At 31.4% G+C, this 20,710-nt stretch carries 19 protein-coding genes; 6 read left to right on the forward strand and 13 right to left on the reverse strand.

Annotated elements, in window-relative coordinates; translation table 11 throughout:
• Positions 1 to 159: 159 nt before the first annotated feature.
• The 3 genes from BMY33_RS10580 to BMY33_RS10590 all read right to left on the reverse strand — a co-directional run bounded on the left by BMY33_RS10580 (position 160) and on the right by BMY33_RS10590 (position 3,760).
• Positions 160 to 1,137, reverse strand: a complete 978-nt coding sequence (locus BMY33_RS10580; protein WP_091408137.1) for a ribonucleotide-diphosphate reductase subunit beta — start codon at positions 1,135 to 1,137, stop codon at positions 160 to 162.
• Between the two features lie 438 nt (positions 1,138 to 1,575).
• The gene (locus BMY33_RS10585) at positions 1,576 to 2,310 is read right to left on the reverse strand and encodes a hypothetical protein (RefSeq protein WP_091408139.1); all 735 of its coding nucleotides are present in this window, start codon (positions 2,308 to 2,310) and stop codon (positions 1,576 to 1,578) included.
• A gap of 88 nt (positions 2,311 to 2,398) precedes the next feature.
• The gene (locus BMY33_RS10590; protein ID WP_091408140.1) at positions 2,399 to 3,760 is read right to left on the reverse strand and encodes an OmpA family protein; all 1,362 of its coding nucleotides are present in this window, start codon (positions 3,758 to 3,760) and stop codon (positions 2,399 to 2,401) included.
• A gap of 107 nt (positions 3,761 to 3,867) precedes the next feature.
• Between BMY33_RS10590 and BMY33_RS10595 the strand changes: the two genes are divergently transcribed.
• Positions 3,868 to 4,410 (forward strand): RNA polymerase sigma factor, encoded by a 543-nt coding sequence (locus BMY33_RS10595; protein WP_091408142.1) that lies wholly within the window; start codon positions 3,868 to 3,870, stop codon positions 4,408 to 4,410.
• Positions 4,411 to 5,145, forward strand: coding sequence for a hypothetical protein (locus tag BMY33_RS10600; RefSeq protein WP_091408143.1), 735 nt, complete (start codon positions 4,411 to 4,413; stop codon positions 5,143 to 5,145). It begins immediately after the preceding gene.
• Positions 5,146 to 5,156: 11 nt separating this feature from the next.
• On the opposite strand, the gene BMY33_RS10605 is transcribed toward BMY33_RS10600, so the two are convergent.
• The 3 genes from BMY33_RS10605 to BMY33_RS10615 form a co-directional block, all read right to left on the reverse strand.
• Positions 5,157 to 7,988, reverse strand: coding sequence for a CHAT domain-containing protein (locus tag BMY33_RS10605; protein WP_091408145.1), 2,832 nt, complete (start codon positions 7,986 to 7,988; stop codon positions 5,157 to 5,159).
• A 54-nt stretch (positions 7,989 to 8,042) separates the two neighbouring features.
• Positions 8,043 to 8,696, reverse strand: coding sequence for a hypothetical protein (locus BMY33_RS10610; protein WP_091408146.1), 654 nt, complete (start codon positions 8,694 to 8,696; stop codon positions 8,043 to 8,045).
• Positions 8,697 to 8,775: 79 nt separating this feature from the next.
• Positions 8,776 to 9,345: a DUF3109 family protein gene (locus tag BMY33_RS10615; RefSeq protein WP_091408148.1), complete on the reverse strand. Its 570-nt coding sequence runs from the start codon at positions 9,343 to 9,345 to the stop codon at positions 8,776 to 8,778.
• Between the two features lie 114 nt (positions 9,346 to 9,459).
• Between BMY33_RS10615 and BMY33_RS10620 the strand changes: the two genes are divergently transcribed.
• Together BMY33_RS10620 and BMY33_RS10625 are read left to right on the forward strand one after the other, a co-directional pair.
• Positions 9,460 to 10,032: a MarC family protein gene (locus BMY33_RS10620; protein WP_091408150.1), complete on the forward strand. Its 573-nt coding sequence runs from the start codon at positions 9,460 to 9,462 to the stop codon at positions 10,030 to 10,032.
• Positions 10,033 to 10,233 carry a hypothetical protein gene (locus tag BMY33_RS10625; RefSeq protein WP_091408151.1) on the forward strand — a complete coding sequence of 67 codons (201 nt, stop codon included), beginning with the start codon at positions 10,033 to 10,035 and terminating at the stop codon, positions 10,231 to 10,233.
• A 10-nt stretch (positions 10,234 to 10,243) separates the two neighbouring features.
• On the opposite strand, the gene BMY33_RS10630 is transcribed toward BMY33_RS10625, so the two are convergent.
• The 4 genes from BMY33_RS10630 to BMY33_RS10645 all read right to left on the reverse strand — a co-directional run bounded on the left by BMY33_RS10630 (position 10,244) and on the right by BMY33_RS10645 (position 13,594).
• Positions 10,244 to 10,558 (reverse strand): hypothetical protein, encoded by a 315-nt coding sequence (locus tag BMY33_RS10630; protein WP_091408153.1) that lies wholly within the window; start codon positions 10,556 to 10,558, stop codon positions 10,244 to 10,246.
• Positions 10,559 to 10,916: 358 nt separating this feature from the next.
• Positions 10,917 to 12,473, reverse strand: coding sequence for a S41 family peptidase (locus BMY33_RS10635; RefSeq protein ID WP_342028427.1), 1,557 nt, complete (start codon positions 12,471 to 12,473; stop codon positions 10,917 to 10,919).
• Positions 12,474 to 12,493: 20 nt separating this feature from the next.
• Positions 12,494 to 12,925, reverse strand: a complete 432-nt coding sequence (locus tag BMY33_RS10640) for a deoxycytidylate deaminase (RefSeq protein ID WP_091408156.1) — start codon at positions 12,923 to 12,925, stop codon at positions 12,494 to 12,496.
• A gap of 84 nt (positions 12,926 to 13,009) precedes the next feature.
• On the reverse strand, positions 13,010 to 13,594 hold the full coding sequence (locus BMY33_RS10645; protein WP_091408157.1) for a HupE/UreJ family protein: 585 nt from the start codon (positions 13,592 to 13,594) through the stop codon (positions 13,010 to 13,012).
• 216 nt (positions 13,595 to 13,810) lie between these two features.
• Between BMY33_RS10645 and BMY33_RS10650 the strand changes: the two genes are divergently transcribed.
• Positions 13,811 to 14,626: a mechanosensitive ion channel family protein gene (locus tag BMY33_RS10650; RefSeq protein ID WP_091408159.1), complete on the forward strand. Its 816-nt coding sequence runs from the start codon at positions 13,811 to 13,813 to the stop codon at positions 14,624 to 14,626.
• A 219-nt stretch (positions 14,627 to 14,845) separates the two neighbouring features.
• Complete coding sequence (uxaC, locus tag BMY33_RS10655; RefSeq protein WP_091408160.1) at positions 14,846 to 16,255, forward strand: glucuronate isomerase; 1,410 nt, start codon at positions 14,846 to 14,848, stop codon at positions 16,253 to 16,255.
• A gap of 76 nt (positions 16,256 to 16,331) precedes the next feature.
• On the opposite strand, the gene BMY33_RS10660 is transcribed toward uxaC, so the two are convergent.
• From BMY33_RS10660 to BMY33_RS10670, 3 genes are all read right to left on the reverse strand, one after another.
• Positions 16,332 to 18,746 (reverse strand): glycoside hydrolase family 2 protein, encoded by a 2,415-nt coding sequence (locus tag BMY33_RS10660; RefSeq protein WP_091408162.1) that lies wholly within the window; start codon positions 18,744 to 18,746, stop codon positions 16,332 to 16,334.
• 14 nt (positions 18,747 to 18,760) lie between these two features.
• Complete coding sequence (locus BMY33_RS10665; RefSeq protein ID WP_091408197.1) at positions 18,761 to 19,963, reverse strand: glycoside hydrolase family 88 protein; 1,203 nt, start codon at positions 19,961 to 19,963, stop codon at positions 18,761 to 18,763.
• Between the two features lie 12 nt (positions 19,964 to 19,975).
• Positions 19,976 to 20,710: RagB/SusD family nutrient uptake outer membrane protein (locus tag BMY33_RS10670; protein ID WP_139195631.1), on the reverse strand; the 735-nt coding region annotated here is incomplete at its 5' end.

Here is a 20,710-nt window from a genome sequence, read left to right on the forward strand (position 1 = left end):
CATTAATTAAAATATAATTATATGACTTTCGCCTTCTTTTGTTTTTTTTGTAAGCTTTTAGAAAGCTTTATCAAACTGAGCTAATCGCTATTTAAATAGAAGCCCTATTCTTAATTAGCTCAGAATGAATATATTTTTATTTGAAATGATTTTTAAAGCTTAAAAATCAGCATCAAAACTTATTTTATTTTCTTCGGTATCCTTATTAAGAACTCCTGCTTTTTGATATTCTGAAACTCGCTTTTCAAAGAAATTTGTTTTCCCTTGTAATGATATCATATCCATAAAATCAAATGGATTTGAAGTTCCATACTCTTTTTCACATTCTAATTCTGACAATAATCTATCAGTAACAAACTCTAAATATTGAGTCATCAAATTAGCATTCATACCGATCAAACTTACAGGAAGAGATTCTGTAACAAATTCTCTTTCTATATTAAGAGCATCTACTATGATCTCACGAATTCTTTCTTTTGGCACTTTATTTACTAAATGTTTGTTATGTAAATGCACTGCAAAATCACAATGTACTCCTTCATCTCTAGAAATTAATTCATTAGAAAAAGTAAGTCCTGGCATTAAACCGCGTTTCTTTAACCAGAAAATCGAACAAAATGCTCCAGAAAAGAAAATACCTTCTACCGCTGCAAAAGCTATTAATCGCTCAGCAAAAGAATCTGATTCAATCCATTTCAACGCCCAATCTGCTTTTTTCTTAATTGCAGGAAAATTATCTATCGCCTTGAATAAAATATCTTTCTCTTTTTCGTCTTTCACATAAGTGTCGATCAATAAAGAATATGTTTCAGAATGAATATTCTCCATCATAATCTGAAAACCATAAAAGAATTTTGCCTCACTATACTGAACTTCGTTTACGAAATTCTCTGCTAAATTTTCATTAACAATTCCGTCAGAAGCGGCAAAAAACGCTAAAATGTGTTTAATAAAATATCTTTCGTCATTTGTCAACTTAGTAGCCCAGTCAGTAATATCTTGATGTAAGTCAATTTCTTCAGCTGTCCAGAAACTAGCTTCTGATTTTTTATACCAATCCCAAATATCATGATGTTTGATAGGAAAAATTACAAATCTGTCTTTATTTTCTTGCAAGATTGGCTCTACTGCATTCATCTTTTTTTCTTTTAGCTAGTTTTACGATTTTTTGTTTCCGCTACGGACTAACAAAGATCAAAAAATGCTCTAGAAGTTTCACAAAAAGTTAGCAAACGTTTTCAACAAAGTTTTCAACACGAAGGGAATTAACCTATAAAAACCAACAATTCACATATTTAACATAAATACCTGAAAAACAATAGCTTAAACTTACAAAAAAAGATATAAACATCATTGTTAGTAACCTCAAAAACTACTTGTTTTTCACCTGTTACCAAGGTTTTTTTACACTAAAAAAACAAAACTCGAAAACAATCTATTTTACGGCAAAACCACACCTTAATAATTGTAAATAAAATTCGCTTTTTTATTATTTATAGCTTTAAAAAAGAAAAAATCATACGTGAATTCCACGTATGATTTTTCTAAAACAATATTTTCTTATTTTATTTTCTTTTATGGCCAAGAAAAAGTTTCTCCAGTAGTATGATTTGTATATGTACCTGTTCCATTCGATAACCAAACAAAACTTTCGGTTAACACACCAGACTCAAATGCTTTTATTGACCCTGATTGATCTGCTTCATTGTAAACAAGTTCAATCCTATCATTACTCTGATCTTTTATCGTAAAATTGATAATACTTCCTGTTTTACTATATGTCATTACAAAGAACTCTCCTCCTTCTCCATTAAATCTCACTTCATAGAAAGTACCGTCTTTACTAATTTTACCTTCATAAAAAGTTCTACGAACACCGGATTCCTCTATATCGTATGTAAAATAATCATACGTAGCATCTGATGTCACCGTATAATACAATGTAACTCCACCATAACTCCAAACCCAAGTACCAGTATTCCTTCCATTCTTACCAACAACACTTTGTTGTTCTGCGTCACCCGGAATTGAAAGAAAAACAGATGAATAAGCTAATGCCTGTACTTGTAAAGTTGCCAATGTAAATGTAGCATTGGCAGCATACGTGTTCTGCTGAGCGTATTGTTCCATATCATCTGGCGCTTCTATGTTCTCTATAGATTCTTGATACTGCTCTATGCGACCTTGAATATTCTCTAATTGAGCTTCATTCTGAATATTCACTCCATCATCTTCGTTGCTACAAGATTGAAACATTATAGTAAACGCAATCATCACTATTAGACCTACACTTTTAAATTTTGTTTTCATTATTTTTCCTTTTAATTGTTAGATAATTTACTTCTTAGTATTTACATACTTACTTAGGTAAACATTTGGAAAGCTTTTTTTTTAAAAATTATAATTTTTTAAACTCTACTCTTCTATTTTTCGCTTTAGCTTCTGGCGTACTCTCCTTAGAAATAGGCTCGCTTTCTCCTTTACCATCAGTTTTTAACCTAGATACATCAATTCCAAATTCATTTACAAGTACATTTTTTACCGACATCGCTCTTCTTTTGGACAATTTTTTATTAGAAGTTTCGTCCCCGTCTTTATCTGTATGACCTGTTATTAACACTTTAATAGAAGGATTATCCGAAAGCACTTTTGCAATTTTTTTTATGGTACCGTAAGATTCAGATTTTACCGATGCTTTTCCTGTATCGAATGTAATTCCATAAGTAATTAATTTCCCTTCTGTAATTAACTTATTACGCATATCAGGCTTCCCTACAGCATATCTTATATTACCTATATAATAGAATGTATTTTCTGGCTTTGTTTGAGAAAAGAATTTTACATTTTTAAGAATTGTAGCTTTTTCAAATGCTCTTGGAATATCAAACACTTTTTTCTCATCAATATATACGCGCATTCGTTGTTTTTGCTTCCAAATAGAAACGTGCATTTTCTCCCCTCTACTATTATTTTTTTTATCTAATTGAGCTATTTGCTTATCCGAACTTAAGTTTAACTTACTATCGGAACAATATTTATGTACATCTACTTTACCACCATAACTGTTACCGCCCCGAATAGCAAACACAAAACCATTTTTACCCGGAGTATGATCTTGTAATTCATACCCAGGATTCTCTACATCAGAAAACACCACCATTAAATCACGCTGATACGCATATTCAGACACATCATAATCAAAAACTACATCATATTCTAACGTGAAATTATCAGGAAATTCATCTATAAATTCAGGAACATAAGATCCCGTACCTGCTCCTATTTGTATAAAACGTCCTTCTTCATTACTAAGTGTAACCACCTCTGCAGAATTAGAAGAATTCCAACGAGCAGGTAAATCCCCTATTTCATCTTGGCTAAAGTCTTCGAATGCAATTATATTTTCTCCAGCTATAAAATCAAACTTAGAATAAGCAGCAAAAGAAGGCTCTATATTCTCTACTGTATTTACATCATTCTTTCCTTTATTCTCTGAAGAAATAATTGCACCATTTTCCTTTTTATTTTTTTTACTTTTCTTGTTTTTCTTATTCTTTTTAGGTTTTCCATCAACCGTATCATCTATAGTTTTGCTAGTTTTTTTTGAAACTTTTTCCTCTGTTTTCTTCAAAACAGTTTTTTCAGCAGCTCTTTCAGCGGTTTTAGCTACTTTTTTCCAAAACTGCGCTTCCATATTCTGAGGTATAAACATCACAAAAAGCAACACTGCTATTCCCATTATTTGTTTTGTAGTTTTCATAATACTATTTGTTTGGTTTTATCTCTTTGTGTGCGTTTTAGAAAAAAGGTTAACTTTATCTTTGGAAAATAAGATGAACCTATTACCCTATCGTCAGGTCACAAAGTATGAAGGAAGAACTTTTAACGTTAAAAAAAGGGCATAACCAAGCTTTAGAAAAGATCTACACTGAGTATCGTAATGCTTTTTTGCAGTTCGCAAAAAAATATGATCTAGATCACGATTCTCTTGTAGATGTATATCAAGAAGCTTTCATAGCCTTACGCGAACATGCTATTAATGGTAAACTAGACACTATCAAAAGTTCTATTAAGACCTATTTATTTAGTATCGGAAAGTATATGATCTATGATCAACTTAAAAAACAAAAAAAAACAGTGTCTTATGAAAACAGTGTAGATTTTAAAGAAACATCTGATACACAAGATATTTTTGAGGAACCTCAATTAACTCCAGAACAACAACTATTACGACAACATTTTAAAAATTTAGGAAAACGTTGTCAAGAAATGTTAACCTTATTCTATTATCGGGGACTAACAATTGATGAGATTACCGAAAGTTTAGGCTACGAGAACAAAAATGTAGTAAAAAGCCAGAAATCCCGTTGTTTAAAATCCCTAAAAGAATCAATTAAAACCCCCGCATAAATGGAACGAGAAGAGTTAATAGACAAGTATTTACAATCAGAACTGACTCCCGCGGAAAAAGATCAGTTCGACAATCTTATAGAAAATGACACTACTTTTAGAAAAGAAGTTGAATTTCTTAAGGATCTTAATATAGTAGCCGGAGCTGAAGACAGAGATGGATTAAGAAATAGCTTAGCAAGTTTTGAAGAAAAAATTACAGCTAACGAAACCAAAGTGGTGCCTTTGTTTAACTACAAAAAATTATTAGTAGCTGCATCAATCTTATTGGTAGTTGCTATTGGCGGTATTACATTCCTAAAACCTTTTGGCGTAGACACTAATCAATTATATGCTGAAAATTTTGAACCCTATAAAAATGTAGTAACTCCTATTGTTCGTGGAGAAGATACTACCAACAAAGAGACTATTGCATTTACTTCATATGAAAGTAAAAATTATGAATTAGCAGCAGAGCAATTTGGAAACTTATATGAAACGACGAAAAGTGCTTACTTTCTGTTATACCAAGCAAATTCTTTATTAGCATCTAATAAAACTAAGGAGGCAATTCCATTATTAGAACAACATATCTCACTGGAAGGTCAATTATCTGAAAGAGGAAAGTGGTATTTATCTTTAGCTTATCTTAAAGAAAATAGAAAAAAAGAGGCAATTAATTTATTAGAAGAAATGTCTAAAACAGGGAGTTTTAAGAATAGTGATGTTCTGAAACTTCTAAGCCAATTAAAATAGATCTACACCATCTATTTTTTTATTTTTCTTACTACCACCAATAGGACCGGAATACCAAGCAATAATAACCACCAAAAGAAAGGAGTCTTTTTCTGGAGCGGAGTCGTATCACCAGAAATCATAAATCCGGACCAATAATATGGATGTGTTAATAGTTCATCATCTGCATTAGTAAGATAAGTCAGTTTAGCATTTCTAAGAGCTTCGTCCTTTGATAAGGATTTATTCAAATTTTTATAAAACTCCTGCATCAATTCTGATGTGGTTTGGTCATTAATTTTCCATAATGTAGTAACTAAAGATTTAGCACCAGCGTAACTAAAACCTCTTGCTAAACTAAGCATCCCTTCACCGTTCTGAAGCTTACCTAAACCTGTTTGACAAGCACTTAACGCTACTAAATCTGCATTAATACTATAACCATATAAATCTTTAACATATAATAAACTGGTTTCTCCTTTACTATCAGGAGCAAATGCCAAATAGGAATAATCTGGGTATTGATCATTGGTTGCAGCATGCGTAGCAAAATGGAGCATATTATACTTCTGAGAATTTTCTGAAAACGATTTTAAAGAAGCCTCATCACCTATGACAGCTCTTCCATTAAAAAATTTTGTTATTTGATTTACTTCATCTTTATTATATAATAATGACCCAAAATCAGGTCTATTTTGCGAAACATTTCCGCTAGCTATTTCAAAACTCGGAGCATATGCCAATAATTTATTTTCATCAATCCTTAATTTATTTTGTTGTTCTCTCAACAATGTGGATGAATTCGTATAAGAGATTTGATACTCTTTAATTAAATAATTTGCATTATCTTTTGATGTAGACAAAGCTTCAAATGGTAAATAATTTAATATCCCATCAGGAATGATTATAAGCTCTTTAGCATTTATCCCATCCAAAGGTGATTTTAAAATCTTATCATAAATAGAATACCCTGTTTCATATATCTCGGGTAGGTCATTGATATTTATTTTCGACAATAATGAATAAAAATATGTTATCCTATTTTGGGTTTTAGATCCTAAAGGGATTTTAAAAAATTCTTTCTTATTCTTTTCTATAGTAATTAAAAACAAATCCGTACTTGTCGAAAAATAACTTAGTAGTGCTTTATCTTCAATTAATTGGTTGGCGGTTTCTTCTAAACTCACCACATCAGCATTGTACTTTAAATCATAATATTTTGGATAATTTTGTTCTATATCAGAAATGAAATTATAATACTTATTCTTAAGCTGAAACAAGGAATCAAAAACTACCATATTAGATTTTTGATTAAAAAATTTCTTTTCCAAATGAATAATATTGGCCCTAAACTGTTGTTCTCTATCTACAATTTCCTCTGGAACTCCACCATAAGAACTAGCTTGTGTGCTCCTTGCTGCTTCTAACAGCAAAACACTTTTACTTTTTTCAAAGAAATAAAAAGCATCATCAATATATCTAGGTTCTTTAGTAACCTCATAAAGATCATATGCTATGGCCACCATACTATGAAAAGCTGGATACATTTCTGAGATTAGAAATTGCTTATCCACCTTACTTTCGAATTCAGGTTTCAACAAATCCAATGTTTTAATAATATCATACGATGTAGAGAAAGCTATGTTAAGCACCTCAATCTTATTATTGTTTTTATATAATAATTGTAATGCTTCCAGCTTTTCTTTTAAAACCTTTACCAACTCTAATTTCGACAAAACTTTTTTAGGATCAGGATTATTTTTAATATCATTATCATTAAAATTTGGCGCTATTTGCATCAAAGATTCTTGATAAAACTCTAGTGCTTTTTGTGGATTATTTTTAGCTACATATAGTCGCCCTAATTTAGAAAAAGCCTCTGCTACATCTTGATGCTTTTCATCTTGCCTATAAGATTTCGTTTTCATTAGATATGATTGATAAAAAGCTTCAGCCTTATCAAATTCTTTGTTTTCTATATGGATATCACCATATAACATATCCGCAGATCTTTTAAAGGGATCATTTTCAGAATAATATACTTCACTCTCCTTAAGTGTATTAATCGCTTTTACAATACTATCCTGTAATAAATAATTCTTAGATAAACGTTGATACGTAGAGAGAATATTATTCTTAAATCTTGGGTTTTCCTTTTGTGAAATGTAAACAGGCAACACTTCATTTAATAATTCATTCGCACTTAAATAATCACTTTCATTTTCATAAACTCTAGCTAATCTCATTCTAGTGTTAAGAATATGTCTACTCCAGTTTATTTCTGGATGCGCTTCGGTAATAGATAAGGTTTTATTATGATACTCTTTTGACAAACTATATTTTCCACTTTTTTCGTACACTGCTGCTATAAAAGAATACGCAGAATAAAGCTCATTTAATTCATTCATCAAATCATCTCCACTTGATTTTGATCTAGTTAAATCATTAACTAACTCATTAAAGTATCTTAGAGCCGTTTGGTAATTATTAATTTTATAAAAGTATTGTCCTTTTTCTAATAAAAACCTTCTTTGATAAACCGCTCCATACGTCAAGGTATCAACCGCTTCGTCTTTTAACACCTTTTCAAAAGTTCTTAAATTTTGATTTAGTTTTTTTAAATCAAAATGATATCCATTTGCTTGTACTAAATAAGTTAAGGTATTTAACTTACCATCTAAGTAATTACTTTCATCAGCAACTTTATAACTTTTTGATAAATACACATAAGCACTATCTTTATCCGCATATAAAAAAGTACCACCTTTATTTAAAAAGTACTCATAATCTGCTAATTGTTCTTCAGTTTGAGAATAACACGATAATCCAGTAAAAATAACTGTTAAAACAAGAATATATTTCATAAAAAAAGCTCTCAAGTGATTGAGAGCTAATTTAATTATTATTTATGAAGGTAACTAAAGGTTAATATTCCCTTCTATAGAATAGGTTGTAATATCACCAATTGGTTCAAAGAACTTAGAAATTTGAATTACTACATTCCCTTGGAAATCTATCGCTTCATTCAAAGAGATCACCTGTAATCCTGTATCTTCAAAATCTGTAAGATTACCAAATTCTGCTATTACTTCCTGATTTTCTGTAAAAACTGTTACTGCAAAACCTTCTGCATTACCAGCCAACAAGATTTGTTCTAATCTACTAAATTCTACATCTGTAAAGCATGTACAAGGAAGTGGCGGTGGCGGAACTGGAGGAAGTCTTGGTACTCTAGGCCTTACAGCAAGATCACCAACAATTTCTTCTATTTGCCCATTCAGAAAATTAATCTGCTCTGTGTTAGCTTCTCTTCTTTCTTGCAGTTCTTCTAATTGCCCTTGTAAATCCTGATTGTCAGGATCATTAACTAGCTCTTCTTCAACTGATGCAATTTCTTCTGCGATCAAATCATCTTGTCTACTTAAATATAGTACATGAAGATCTTGTTCTAAAAATGTTCCTGTTTCTTCTGCATCTGGAACAACGATGTCATCAACTATATCATCATCACTGCATCCAAAAGGAACAACAGCGAGCATAAATAGTCCGATACACACTTGAATTGTTTTCATAAAATTATTGTTTTGGTTTTAATGTTAGTACTCCTTTTCCCTATTAGGTAAACATTAATAACAATAAAAATAAGGAATTTTATTTTTTCAGGTCTTTTGCTACTTTTTCTAGCTCCATATACCAATCTTCTCCGAACTTACGAATCAATGCTTGCTTTACAAATTTGTATACGGGTACTTGAAGTTCTTTTCCCAATGTACAGGCATCGTCACATATTTCCCATTTGTGGTAATTAACCGCAGAAAACTCCGTGTAATCCTGAACTCTAACGGGATACAAATGACAAGATATTGGTTTTTTCCAATCCACTTCCCCCTGATTATAAGCTTCTTCTATTGCACATAAAGCTGTGCCTTTTTTATCAAAAATAACATATGCACAATCTGCTCCCTCTATTAACGGAGTTTCTAATTCTCCTTGTGCAGTCTTTACAAAAGCTCCTTGTTTTTCAACTGCTTCAACACCTTCTTTTCTTAAATAAGGTTTTACGACAGGGTAAATTTCCTTTAATTTTTGGGTTTCCCATTCTTCTAACGGTGCTCCCGCTTCTCCATCAATACAACAAGCGCCTTTGCAAGCAGAAAGATTGCAAACAAAATCTTTTTCGATAATTTCTTCTGAAACGATGGTTTTACCTAACTGAAACATATTGCGAAGATAGTTTTTATGAGAGATAAATTTTACTGATTATTTATCTTTTTATGCTACTTTTATACTGCGTAAGTCTATGTACTTTGGCACTAACCATAAAAATCAATTAAAATGAACTTTGACTTAAAGGAGATATTAACTGCTAGCATGGTACTTTTTGCAGTAATTGATATCGTGGGTAGCATTCCTATTATTATTGACCTTCGTAAGAAAGTAGGTCATATACAAAGTGAGAAAGCATCTCTAGTAGCAGCTATCTTAATGATATTATTTTTATTTGTAGGTAAAGAGATTCTAAATCTAATTGGTATTGATGTTAATTCTTTTGCCGTTGCTGGTGCTTTTATCATATTCTTTTTAGCTTTAGAAATGATTCTGGGTATTCAATTATACAAGGATGATGAACCGGAAACTGCAGCAGTTGTACCTTTAGCATTTCCACTTATTGCTGGAGCTGGAACCATGACTTCTATACTATCTCTTAGGGCAGAATATCAACCTATAAACATAGTAATCGCCATAGTTGTTAATATTATTTTTGTTTATATTGTTCTTAAATCTTCTGGAAGAATAGAAAAAGTACTAGGTAAACAAGGAATTAATGTTATTAGAAAAATATTTGGTGTAATTTTGCTCGCAATTGCGGTAAAATTATTTGCAACTAATATAAAAGGTCTATTTTAAATGAAGTACTTTATTTATGCTTTGATCGTAGTAGCTATTTCTTTGATTATTTACAATGCCACTGTTTTAGATTTTAACGATATTTTACAAGGAGATAGTAAAACTGCATTAATTAGCATCCTAGGTTCAGCTTGTGTCGTTATTTTACTTATGATACTTTTAATTTCTAGAGCTATACAACAGAAACAGAAGAACGGATAGCTGTTACGGTTTATGCTATAAATGTCACAAGGAAACAGGCAATGATTACTGGTGGTAATGATATTACTGCTAAAATCATAAAAAAGTTATGCAATTTCCTGAAGGTAAGAGCCCTCTTTAAGGACCTCTTTAATTTGAAATCTTCAGTACTTTCAATATGCTCTCTAATCAAATCTCCTGACACGTAAGAAGAATCCACCAAAATTTCGTTATCAAGAAATAAAGACGCACTATTATCCAACAACCTAAACCCTACTGCCACAATAAAGAAAAAAAGTGGAGAGCAAAGAGCAATTGCTAATAGATATTCTGTTAATTCTGACATATTTGGGGCCTAGATAAGATTCTAAAGTCTTTTTCTGTTTTTAAAAATATCACTTAAATGTTAATATAGCCAGAAAAATGCCACATATTAATGAAAACACTATAAATAGTTTGTGCAATTTTCTTAATACTAAAGCTTTCTTTAAAGATTTTTTAAAGGACATATCAGACGTACTTTTGATATGCTTTATTAATAATGATGTACGTGGATAAGAAGATTGTACATAAATCCCGTGATCTAATAAAATGGAAGCACTATTGTTTATAAGCGTTATAATAATTGCGATTAAAAAAAAACAAAAGCAGAAAATTGCTAGAAAATCCGTTAGTGATTCCATATTTAAATTGAATGTAAGTTTCTAATCAGAAATAGATAAAACTTTTTGAATCATTTTATCATCTTTATTAATAATTTTTTCAAATTCACTAGTCCCAAATAGTTGCTGAGCCATAATAGCTTTTAAATACTTCTTTAATTGTTCTCTATAATTTTTCAGATTAATATCAATTCCATTTTTTCTCGTATATACAAGAAATCCATCTGCAAAATCATCATCTATATTTATTTCTTCCTTGAACTGTTCTTCAGTTAATTCATTGTAAAATGCTCTCTTTTTATCCAACTCTTCGAATATGTATCCACCCATTCTTCCGGATCTTAGCATATAATCTAATGTCTCTCCAACTCTTGTGGTATCCTTACTAACAAAAATATCCGGTATTATTCCTCCACCTCCATACACTGTTTTACCGCCTGGTGTCTTAAACTTTAAAGAATCTGCAACCTGTATACTATCTGCATTCTGTAATTCACCATTTTTATATCTTTCTAAATATTCATTAAAATACTCTTTATTGCCATTCTCATAAGGTTTCTGGATTGATCGTCCTGTTGGCGTATAATACCTAGAAATTGTCAATCTAATTGCACTACCGTCTCCTAATGCCATTTCTCTTTGCACTAAACCTTTACCATATGAACGTCTACCTACAATAGTACCTCTATCATTATCTTGGATAGCACCTGCAAAAATCTCACTTGCAGAAGCAGAGTTTTCATTAATTAACACATATACATTTCCTTTTTCGAAACTACCATTACGTGTAGCATAATTATTTTCTATGGCTCCTTTTTTATTTTTAGTAAACATGATTAATTCATCATTTTGCAAAAACTCATCGGCCATTTTTAGTGCAGGAGCAATAAAACCTCCTCCATTATCTCTAAGATCTACAACTAAATTTTCTGCACCAAGATCTTGTAAAGAATCTAGTGCTTTTTTGAACTCTTTATACGTAGTTTCTGCAAAACGGTTCACTTTTATATATCCTAATCTTTCTTTTAGCATATAGCTAGCATCTACACTTCTCAATGGCACTCTACCTCGTTTTACAACTACATCAAATATACCTGTGCCTTTTCTATAAACTTTTAATTGGACTTGACTATTCAGTTCTCCCTTTAATTTATCTGCTAATCCATCTCTTCGCAGGCGTTCACCATAAAGTGTGTCTTGATCAGCCATGAGTATTCTATCTCCAGCCAAAATTCCAGATTGTTCACTAGGTCCACCTTTAATTGTATTAATAACAGAAATTGTATCTCTATACGGATAGTAACTAACACCAATTCCTATAAAATCTCCTTGCATACTTTCGGTAATACCTTCTAATTCTTCTGGAGGAATATATACAGAATGCGGATCAAGGTTTTCAAGAATTCTATTTACTGTTACATCTACAATACTATCTGTATTAATATCATCGACATATTCATAATCTATATAATCAATTAGCCGATTTAATTTTTCCTTTTTAGCATTGTAGGAAAATAATTTAGCAGACGGATTGCTAAAGTTGAGCTTACTTCCTAAAAAGACTCCCGCTCCCATCGCCAAACCAATAAATAATGGCAAATATTTTTTTGAATAACCCATTAATCGTCTAAATCAATAATGTTTTCTATTTCTACACCAGCTTTCTCTAAAAACAAAAGTCCGGAATCATCTTTATACGCTGTTTGATATACAATTCTCTTTATCCCTGCTTGATGGATTAATTTACTACACTCTTTACAAGGTGAGAGTGTAATATATAATGTAGCTCCCTTACAAGATTGTGTAGAAGATGCAACCTTGGAAATCGCATTAGCTTCTGCATGAAGCACATACCATTTAGTGTATCCTTCTTCATCTTCACAAGGGTTTTCAAAACCTGTTGGAGTTCCATTAAAACCATCAGAAATAATCATTCTATCTTTGACAATAACCGCGCCAACTTTTTTTCTATCACAATGGGATAACTTCCCCCATTCTCTTGCTATTCTAAGATAGGCTTTATCATATTTCAGTTGTTTTTTTTTTGGCATATAAAAAATTGGATAGTACTTATACTTAATAAAGTACGAATATATTATGACTATGTGTCAAATACAACACTAATTGATAATTAATTACCATATTCTGTTTGAAATTATCATAGGAATTACCATCCCAATTACTATAGAAGAAACTACTAATATCCAATCTCGTTTAGAAAATCTAAAAATCATTTGAACAAGGAAACTTATAATAAGAACTATTAGAACAACAATAATTTGAGACACTTCAATACCAAGAGCAAATTCTAATATTGAAAGTGCTTTATAATCACCACCGCTACTAATCATATCAAAATAACTTGAAAAGCCTAACCCATGAATAAGTCCAAAAAAAGCTGTAGTAGCATACAACACTCCTATTTTATCTTTTTTTGTAGTATTCTTAGCCGTAAATACATTAAATACAGCGGTAATCAATATAGTGATAGGGATCAAAAACTCTACAAGTTTTGAATTTACAGTAACTATATCGTAGACAGCTAAGAATAAAGAAACCGTATGCCCTAAAGTAAATAACGTTACTAACGTTAAAATTCTTTTCCAATCGTCAAAAGCATATGCAATAATAAGGACTATAAAAAATAGAATATGATCATATGCTTGCCAATCCAAGACATGAAAAAATCCTTCTTTAAAAAAGTACAAAAACTCTGACATAAATTATTTTTTTGAGGTTGTGTAATGTACAATTAAAATGAATAATCCTGAAGTTTTGTAAGAACTCTTATAAAAAATTTAGGATTATTAACCTTTTAAAGGCATTCAATGGTCATTTATCGAATTTCTGATATTCTTATATATTGTATTACCCAATCAAAAACATAAATTATTAATTTTAAGACTTACAAATCATTAATTTTAAAAAACTTGTATATGGATATTCAAAAGTGGTTGGATAAAGGAACCGATTTTATTGTTGATTTTGGACCAAAGGTAATTGGAGCAATACTAATTTGGATTATAGGTTCTTGGATCATCAAAAAACTATTGAAAGGAATTTCTAAAGTAATGGCATTAAGAAATTATGACGAAAGTCTGCAAAAATTTCTTTCTAACCTTCTAGGTTGGATTTTAAAAATTGTATTAATTCTTGCTGTTCTTGGAACGATTGGTGTTGAAACCACATCTTTTGCTGCTATTTTAGCAGCCGCTGGTTTAGCAATTGGTTTAGCGCTACAAGGATCTTTGGCTAATTTTGCAGGAGGTGTTCTTATTATGATCTTCAAACCTTTTAAAATTGGTGATTTAATCGAAGCACAAGGAGTTCTAGGAGTGGTAAAAGAAATAGAAATTTTCACTACAAAATTATCTACTCCTGATAATAAAGAAGCAATCATTCCTAACGGAACCTTATCTAATGGAAATATTATAAATTATACTTCTCAAGGAACATTAAGAGTCGATCTTAATATAGGTATTGGTTATGGAGATGATATCAAAAAAGCGAAAGATGTTATTATGAAAGTTCTTACAGATAACCCTAAAGTTCTAAAGGACCCAGCTCCTACTGTAGCGGTTAGTGAACTTGGAGATAACGCTATTAATCTTGTAGTAAGACCAAATACTAATGTTGCTGATTATTGGGATGTTTATTTTGGTGCTTTAGAAGATTCTAAAAATGCATTGGACGCTGCAGGAATATCAATTCCTTACCCGCAAAGAGATGTTCATATCCATAATGTTAAATAATATCATTACAAATAAATTAGAAAAGGTCTCATTATATGAGGCCTTTTTTTATCAAAAACAATAAATTAGAAGATCATCTGAATTGTTTTATAAACTTTATGACTTACTAAGAATCATAATATCAGAGATATTGAACAATTCGTTACCCAAAAACAAATATTTGGATACTATACGGTAGTTATATTGCAACTATGTTCTAATTCAAATTAGTTAGAAAATATGAAAGCTACATCGTCATTTATCCACAACGACTTTTTACTACAAAACGATTTTTCCAAAATTCTTTATCATTCCTATGCTAAAGATCTACCTATTATAGATTATCATAATCACCTATCACCAAAAGATGTTTGTGATAATAGAAAATTCAATACTATTACTGAAGTATGGTTACAAGGAGATCACTATAAGTGGCGTGCTATGCGAACGTTAGGTATCAACGAAAAATTTATCACAGGCAAAGCTACTGATAATGAAAAGTTTCTAAAATGGGCGGATACAGTTCCGTATACCATAAGAAATCCCTTGTTTCATTGGACACATATGGAACTTATGAAGCATTTTTCTATCTCCGAAATACTATCTCCAGAGACGGCAAAAAAAATATATTCATCAACCAATGAACAATTACAAAGCTTAAATCATACGACTCAAGGGTTACTAAAAATGAACAATGTAACGTTAGTTTGCACCACAGATGATCCTATCGACTCACTAAAAAACCACAGCAGATACGCGGCTAAAGAGAAAGAAATGAAGCTCTTACCGACCTTCAGACCTGATAATTCCTATGCCATAGGAAATTCATCAAACTATCTAGAATATCTTAATCAGTTAGAAGCTAAATCCAACATACAAATTAAAAATTTTGAAGATCTCTTAGCTGCACTGGAAAACAGAATTGATTACTTTCACGAAACTGGTTGCAGATTATCTGATCACGGCTTAGAGAATTTATATTATTTTCAGAAAGGAACCTGTAATATAGAACAGATTTTTAAAAAAATAAAAGCACAAAGACCTCTTGAAATTAAAGAGATTAATTATTTCAAGTTTGAAGTTTTGCACTTCTTAAGTACTTGTTATCATAAACGAGGATGGGTTCAGCAATATCATCTAGGAGCAATTAGAAATAATAACAAAAGACTTTTAAAAAAACTTGGTCCTGATACTGGATTTGACTCCATTGGTGATTATTCTCAGGCTAAAAACTTAAGCAGGTTTTTGAATTCTTTAGACAAAACAGATCAACTCGCCAAAACTATCCTATACAACTTGAATCCATCAGACAATGAGGTTTTTGCTTCTATGGTTGGTAATTTTAATGACGGAAGTGTGAAAGGAAAAATTCAATATGGTGCAGCTTGGTGGTTCTTGGATCAAAAAGATGGTATGGAAAAACATTTAAACTCATTATCTAATATAGGTATACTTAGTTGTTTTGTTGGTATGTTAACTGATTCAAGAAGTTTTTTATCTTTTCCGCGACACGATTATTTTCGTCGTATCCTCTGTAACTTAATCGGAGATGATGTAAAAAATGGAATACTACCTAGAGATGAAAAATGGTTAGGTAAAATTGTTTCCGACATTTGTTACCATAATGCTAAAGCGTATTTTCCTTTTTAAAAAACAATAGAGGAGGCATCATAAGACACCTCCCCTAAAAACAATTCAAAAACTAACAAAATGTAAACTCTAACTATTATTTTGATATGGTTAAATAAGTTCCTTTAAAACTTTGATTTAACACCATCATTTCGATAGTAGAGTTTTCTTTATTTGGTATGACTTCAATTTGTGCCTTACCATTAGACATTTTAATGGATTCACTGCCCATTGGTGTGCCTAGATATTTTTTAGCTTCTCCTCCAGACAAGCATTGAAAATAGACTCTCTCTTCATAGTCTAAACATCTCAATCCTTCTTTATCTTTTGCAATAGCCGTAATTAAATAATTACCATTTTTTATTTTTTCATATGAAAGTGACAATGACTTGGCTACATCATTTTTTTGATACCTATAACTAACTTTAAGGCTATCTGTAGCTTTTTTCCCAGCTTTATATCCAATTGCTTTTAATTGGTTCGATCCTTCTTTAAAAAGCACATCCCATGTTAGTCCCGAAGCAGGAAACTTATTAATGTCTTTTTTCTTTGCCCCTAAAGATTTTCCCTCAAAAAACAACTCTACTTTATCACAATTACTAAATACATTTATAGTACGAAACGTATCTTTAGGACCTTGTCTTTCTGTCCAAGTGTGAGATTCTATATATACAAATGGGTCTTTCGCCCAATAACTTTTAAAAACGTAATATGCGTCTTTAGGGTTTCCTTCTCTATCCATAATCCCTTTTTGATTTACATAAGGGATATCATTTTCTGGTCTTAATGGTGTTCCAAAATCTTTAAATGCCCATTGTACATTGCCTACAAAAGATGGATTAGTTTCGGCTATCTTTAAATGCCAATCAAAAAGATCCACAATATAATTTTCGCTCCAATCACCTATTTTGGCAATATTAGTAATGGAAGTTTGAGTGATCGCCTCTGTCCATCCATCTTGGTCCATGGTTCCACTGCCATCAATTGGATTTTCTGTATGTCTACCATAATGACTAGACCCTCCATACTCGGCGTGAAGAAAATGAGTATATTCTTTTATATATTTTTTTAGTGCTTTTTCATAGGTAGTATAGCTACCAGAATACCAACCAGACCAGATAGATGGTGAAAATACATCTACAATATCTGATCCTGAATAATATTTACGGATAGCAGTTTTTCTTGTTGGATCTAATGTATGTGATAGTGTATTTAATTCTTCTAAAAAATCATTTAATTTCTTCTCATTATCCCCATCCTTAAAATCTGGCAACCAATAAATTTCATTTCCTAAAGACCATATGATAACACTTGGATGATTATAGTTTTGATTGATAATTTCGGATAACATGTTTTTGGTATTGGTTTTCCAATTTTCATTTCCAATTCCTCCTCTACACCAAGGTAATTCATCCCAAACTAAAATCCCTAACTCATCGCACATTTTATAAACCTCTGGGTCCTGAGGATAATGTGCTAACCTAATAAAATTAGCACCCATCTCTTTTATAGCTTTAATATCATTGCGATGCAATTCATTTGGCATTGCTGCTCCATATCCTGCATGTTCTTCGTGACGATGTGTTCCTCGTAACAATACTCTTTTCCCATTAAGATAAAATGGTCCATTTTTTTTAAACTCGAACCAGCGGAAGCCTACTTTTTCTGATAATCTATCGATTTGTTTTCCAGATTTTAATAATACAACCTCAATCGTATACAAATTAGGTGCATCGATATCCCATAGTAATGGTTTAGCTATATCTTTTAAATTTAATGTTAATTGATTGGTAAGTATTTTTTCTGTGATTTTTTGTATTTCTTTTCCATTTGGTTCAAATAAATGGGCTGTTACTTTATATTCTTCATTTTTTTGCAGACCTGATATTTCTATATCCAGCTTTAAAGATCCTTGTTCTTTGGAAACATCTGGAGTAGTTATTTTTAGATCAGAAATATTAGTTTTATGCTTATGAATTAGCCATACATCTCTGGTTATTCCACCATAAATAAAAAAGTCACTTTTTTGAGAAGGTATTATTTCGGGATCATAACTATTATCAACTTTAACCAATATTTCATTATTTCCAATTTTCAACTCCTTAGAAATATCAAATGAAAATCCAATATAACCGCCAACATGTTTTCCAACTAATTTACTATTAATAAACACTTGAGTGGTTATATTCGCTCCTTCAAAGTATAGATCATAAACAACATCTTTTGTGATCGCTTCTATCTGAATATTTTTTTTATACCAACTCGAACTTCTTCTATAACCAGGCTGAAGATCCATAGTATCATAATTATTCCAAGTATGTGGTAAATTAACCGAAACCCAATTGGTTTGTTTATGGACCTGATCCACATTTTCGAGATCCAATTCTAGATATTCCCAATTATCATTTATATTTTCTTTTAATCTACTTATTTGCGCTAAGCAATAAGAAGACAAAAAAAGAAGCACTATAAACTGTACCAATTTTAGAAAAGAAAAAATACTATTATTCATAAGATTTGTAGGCTTTACTTAAGGTTCTTTCTCCTTAAAACTGCTTCTAAAAAATAGTAATCAGCGTAACTAATTGGTCCATTAATCTCATCATTTTTAGGCCAATTTCCCGTACTATGACTTAGAATAAATGGTACATTAGTTTCTTTTTGAATTATATATTTTTTTGATGACAAACTTGCTATAATTTCATCTGCAAATTCCAGATACTTTTTGTCTTTTGTATATTCATATAATTCTATCATTCCCGAAGCAATAACTGCTGCCGCCGAAGCATCTCTAGGTTCACTAGGAATATTAGGAGCATCAAAATCCCAATATGGTATCGCATCTTCTGGGAGGTTTTTATGTTCCATTAAAAAAGAAGCAATCTTTTTAGATTGTTCTAAAAACGCTATATCTTTGGTATATCTATACGCCATAGTATAGCCATAAAGCCCCCAAGCCTGACCTCTTGCCCAAGACGATTCATTGCTAAAACCTTGGTGAGTTACCTTTGTTCTAATTTTACCAGTTATAGTATCATAATCTATTACATGATAGCTACTATTATTCTCTCTAAAATGATTTTTTAAAGTCGTGTTAGCGTGTTGCCGGGCTATATTATAATATTTAGGGTCCTCTGAGTAATTAGATGCTTCAAAAAGCAATTCTAAATTCATCATATTATCAATAATCACAGGAAATTGCCACTCTTCTTTATTAAAATCCCAAGAACGGATCGACCCGACAGTACTGTTATATCTAGTAGATAGAGTTTCTGCGCTTTCTAAAATAATGGCTCTATAAGATTCATCATTTGTCATTCTGTATCCATTTCCAAAACTACAAAACACTTTGAATCCCATATCGTGGGTTCTATCATTATACTTTTCTTTTTCAATAAAAGTTGTCCATTCTTTAGCCTTAGCTTTATATTTAGTATCACCAGTTAATTGATAAATTTTCCAAAGAGTACCTGGAAAAAAACCACTGGTCCAATCCTTTGATAGAACTTTTTTAATAATCCCATTATCATCAGCACTTCTTGGAAAAGCTAAAGAATCTACCGAATAGTCTAATAAATATGAAAACCTATCCGAATATTGAATAATCTTATCCTCTTCAGCTATCGTTTCTTCTTGTTTATTATCCGAAGAAATATCTTTACAAGCGGTAAAACATATTAGTAAAGTGATAATTAATCCGGGAAATATTTTTCTTTTTTCTTTTATCATAGATATCATCAATTAATACCCGTCATTTTGAGATAAGTTAGGATTTCTTAGTACTTCTTCATTTGGAATAGGTAATAGATAATCACGAGTTGGATCAAAGTTAGCTTTTAGACCTTCGAGTCCAGTTGATCCAAATACTTGTGTTCCCATTTCTCTTCTAGCAATATCATACCATCTTTTAAATTCGAAGGCTAGCTCTAATCTGCGTTCTTCTAATACCATAGTTCTAAAATCGTCTTGAGACAAACCAGAAGCATCAGCCGGGAAATCAGAACCATTTCTAGCTCTAGCTCTTACTCTATTTACATACTGATGAGCTTCTTCGCTTCCACCGTTAATTTCATTTAATGCCTCTGCTGCAATCAACAATACCTCTGCATATCTCATTGTGGCATAATTAGTTTCTGATGCACGACCATTTCCATTAGCCGTTGCTCCTATGAATCGAGTGTATTTAGCAATATGAGGACGGTTTACTGCTCTTGTATTAAAATCCGTAAATACCGTATAAGGTTCCACAATACCATTAAAAATTCCGGTAGCATCAAAACTCACAGTTTTTCTATAATCTCGGTCATCCCAAGTGTCAAAAACTTCTAAAGAAGGTACAGCAACAGACCAACCACCACCAAGGTCATATTGTTCATCTGATCTAATTCCTGTTAACGGTGGTGCATAATCGGTTCCATCATCACTTTGATTAATGTTTCTTATTGCTTGAAAATCAATTGCAAATAATGGTTCTTG

The sequence above is a fragment of the Aquimarina amphilecti genome, assembly GCF_900109375.1.
Classification (GTDB): domain Bacteria; phylum Bacteroidota; class Bacteroidia; order Flavobacteriales; family Flavobacteriaceae; genus Aquimarina; species Aquimarina amphilecti.

Coding starts and splice junctions, on each gene's coding strand:
- BMY33_RS10585 (WP_091408139.1), bottom strand. CDS start 2,310: ATGAAAACAAAATTTAAAAGTGTAGGTCTAATAGTGATGATTGCGTTT.
- BMY33_RS10590 (WP_091408140.1), bottom strand. CDS start 3,760: ATGAAAACTACAAAACAAATAATGGGAATAGCAGTGTTGCTTTTTGTG.
- BMY33_RS10665 (WP_091408197.1), bottom strand. CDS start 19,963: ATGATAAAAGAAAAAAGAAAAATATTTCCCGGATTAATTATCACTTTA.
- BMY33_RS10580 (WP_091408137.1), bottom strand. CDS start 1,137: ATGAATGCAGTAGAGCCAATCTTGCAAGAAAATAAAGACAGATTTGTA.
- BMY33_RS10620 (WP_091408150.1), top strand. CDS start 9,460: ATGAACTTTGACTTAAAGGAGATATTAACTGCTAGCATGGTACTTTTT.
- BMY33_RS10650 (WP_091408159.1), top strand. CDS start 13,811: ATGGATATTCAAAAGTGGTTGGATAAAGGAACCGATTTTATTGTTGAT.
- BMY33_RS10640 (WP_091408156.1), bottom strand. CDS start 12,925: ATGCCAAAAAAAAAACAACTGAAATATGATAAAGCCTATCTTAGAATA.
- BMY33_RS10625 (WP_091408151.1), top strand. CDS start 10,033: ATGAAGTACTTTATTTATGCTTTGATCGTAGTAGCTATTTCTTTGATT.
- BMY33_RS10595 (WP_091408142.1), top strand. CDS start 3,868: ATGAAGGAAGAACTTTTAACGTTAAAAAAAGGGCATAACCAAGCTTTA.
- BMY33_RS10630 (WP_091408153.1), bottom strand. CDS start 10,558: ATGTCAGAATTAACAGAATATCTATTAGCAATTGCTCTTTGCTCTCCA.
- BMY33_RS10645 (WP_091408157.1), bottom strand. CDS start 13,594: ATGTCAGAGTTTTTGTACTTTTTTAAAGAAGGATTTTTTCATGTCTTG.
- BMY33_RS10610 (WP_091408146.1), bottom strand. CDS start 8,696: ATGAAAACAATTCAAGTGTGTATCGGACTATTTATGCTCGCTGTTGTT.
- BMY33_RS10605 (WP_091408145.1), bottom strand. CDS start 7,988: ATGAAATATATTCTTGTTTTAACAGTTATTTTTACTGGATTATCGTGT.
- uxaC (WP_091408160.1), top strand. CDS start 14,846: ATGAAAGCTACATCGTCATTTATCCACAACGACTTTTTACTACAAAAC.
- BMY33_RS10660 (WP_091408162.1), bottom strand. CDS start 18,746: ATGAATAATAGTATTTTTTCTTTTCTAAAATTGGTACAGTTTATAGTG.
- BMY33_RS10615 (WP_091408148.1), bottom strand. CDS start 9,345: ATGTTTCAGTTAGGTAAAACCATCGTTTCAGAAGAAATTATCGAAAAA.
- BMY33_RS10600 (WP_091408143.1), top strand. CDS start 4,411: ATGGAACGAGAAGAGTTAATAGACAAGTATTTACAATCAGAACTGACT.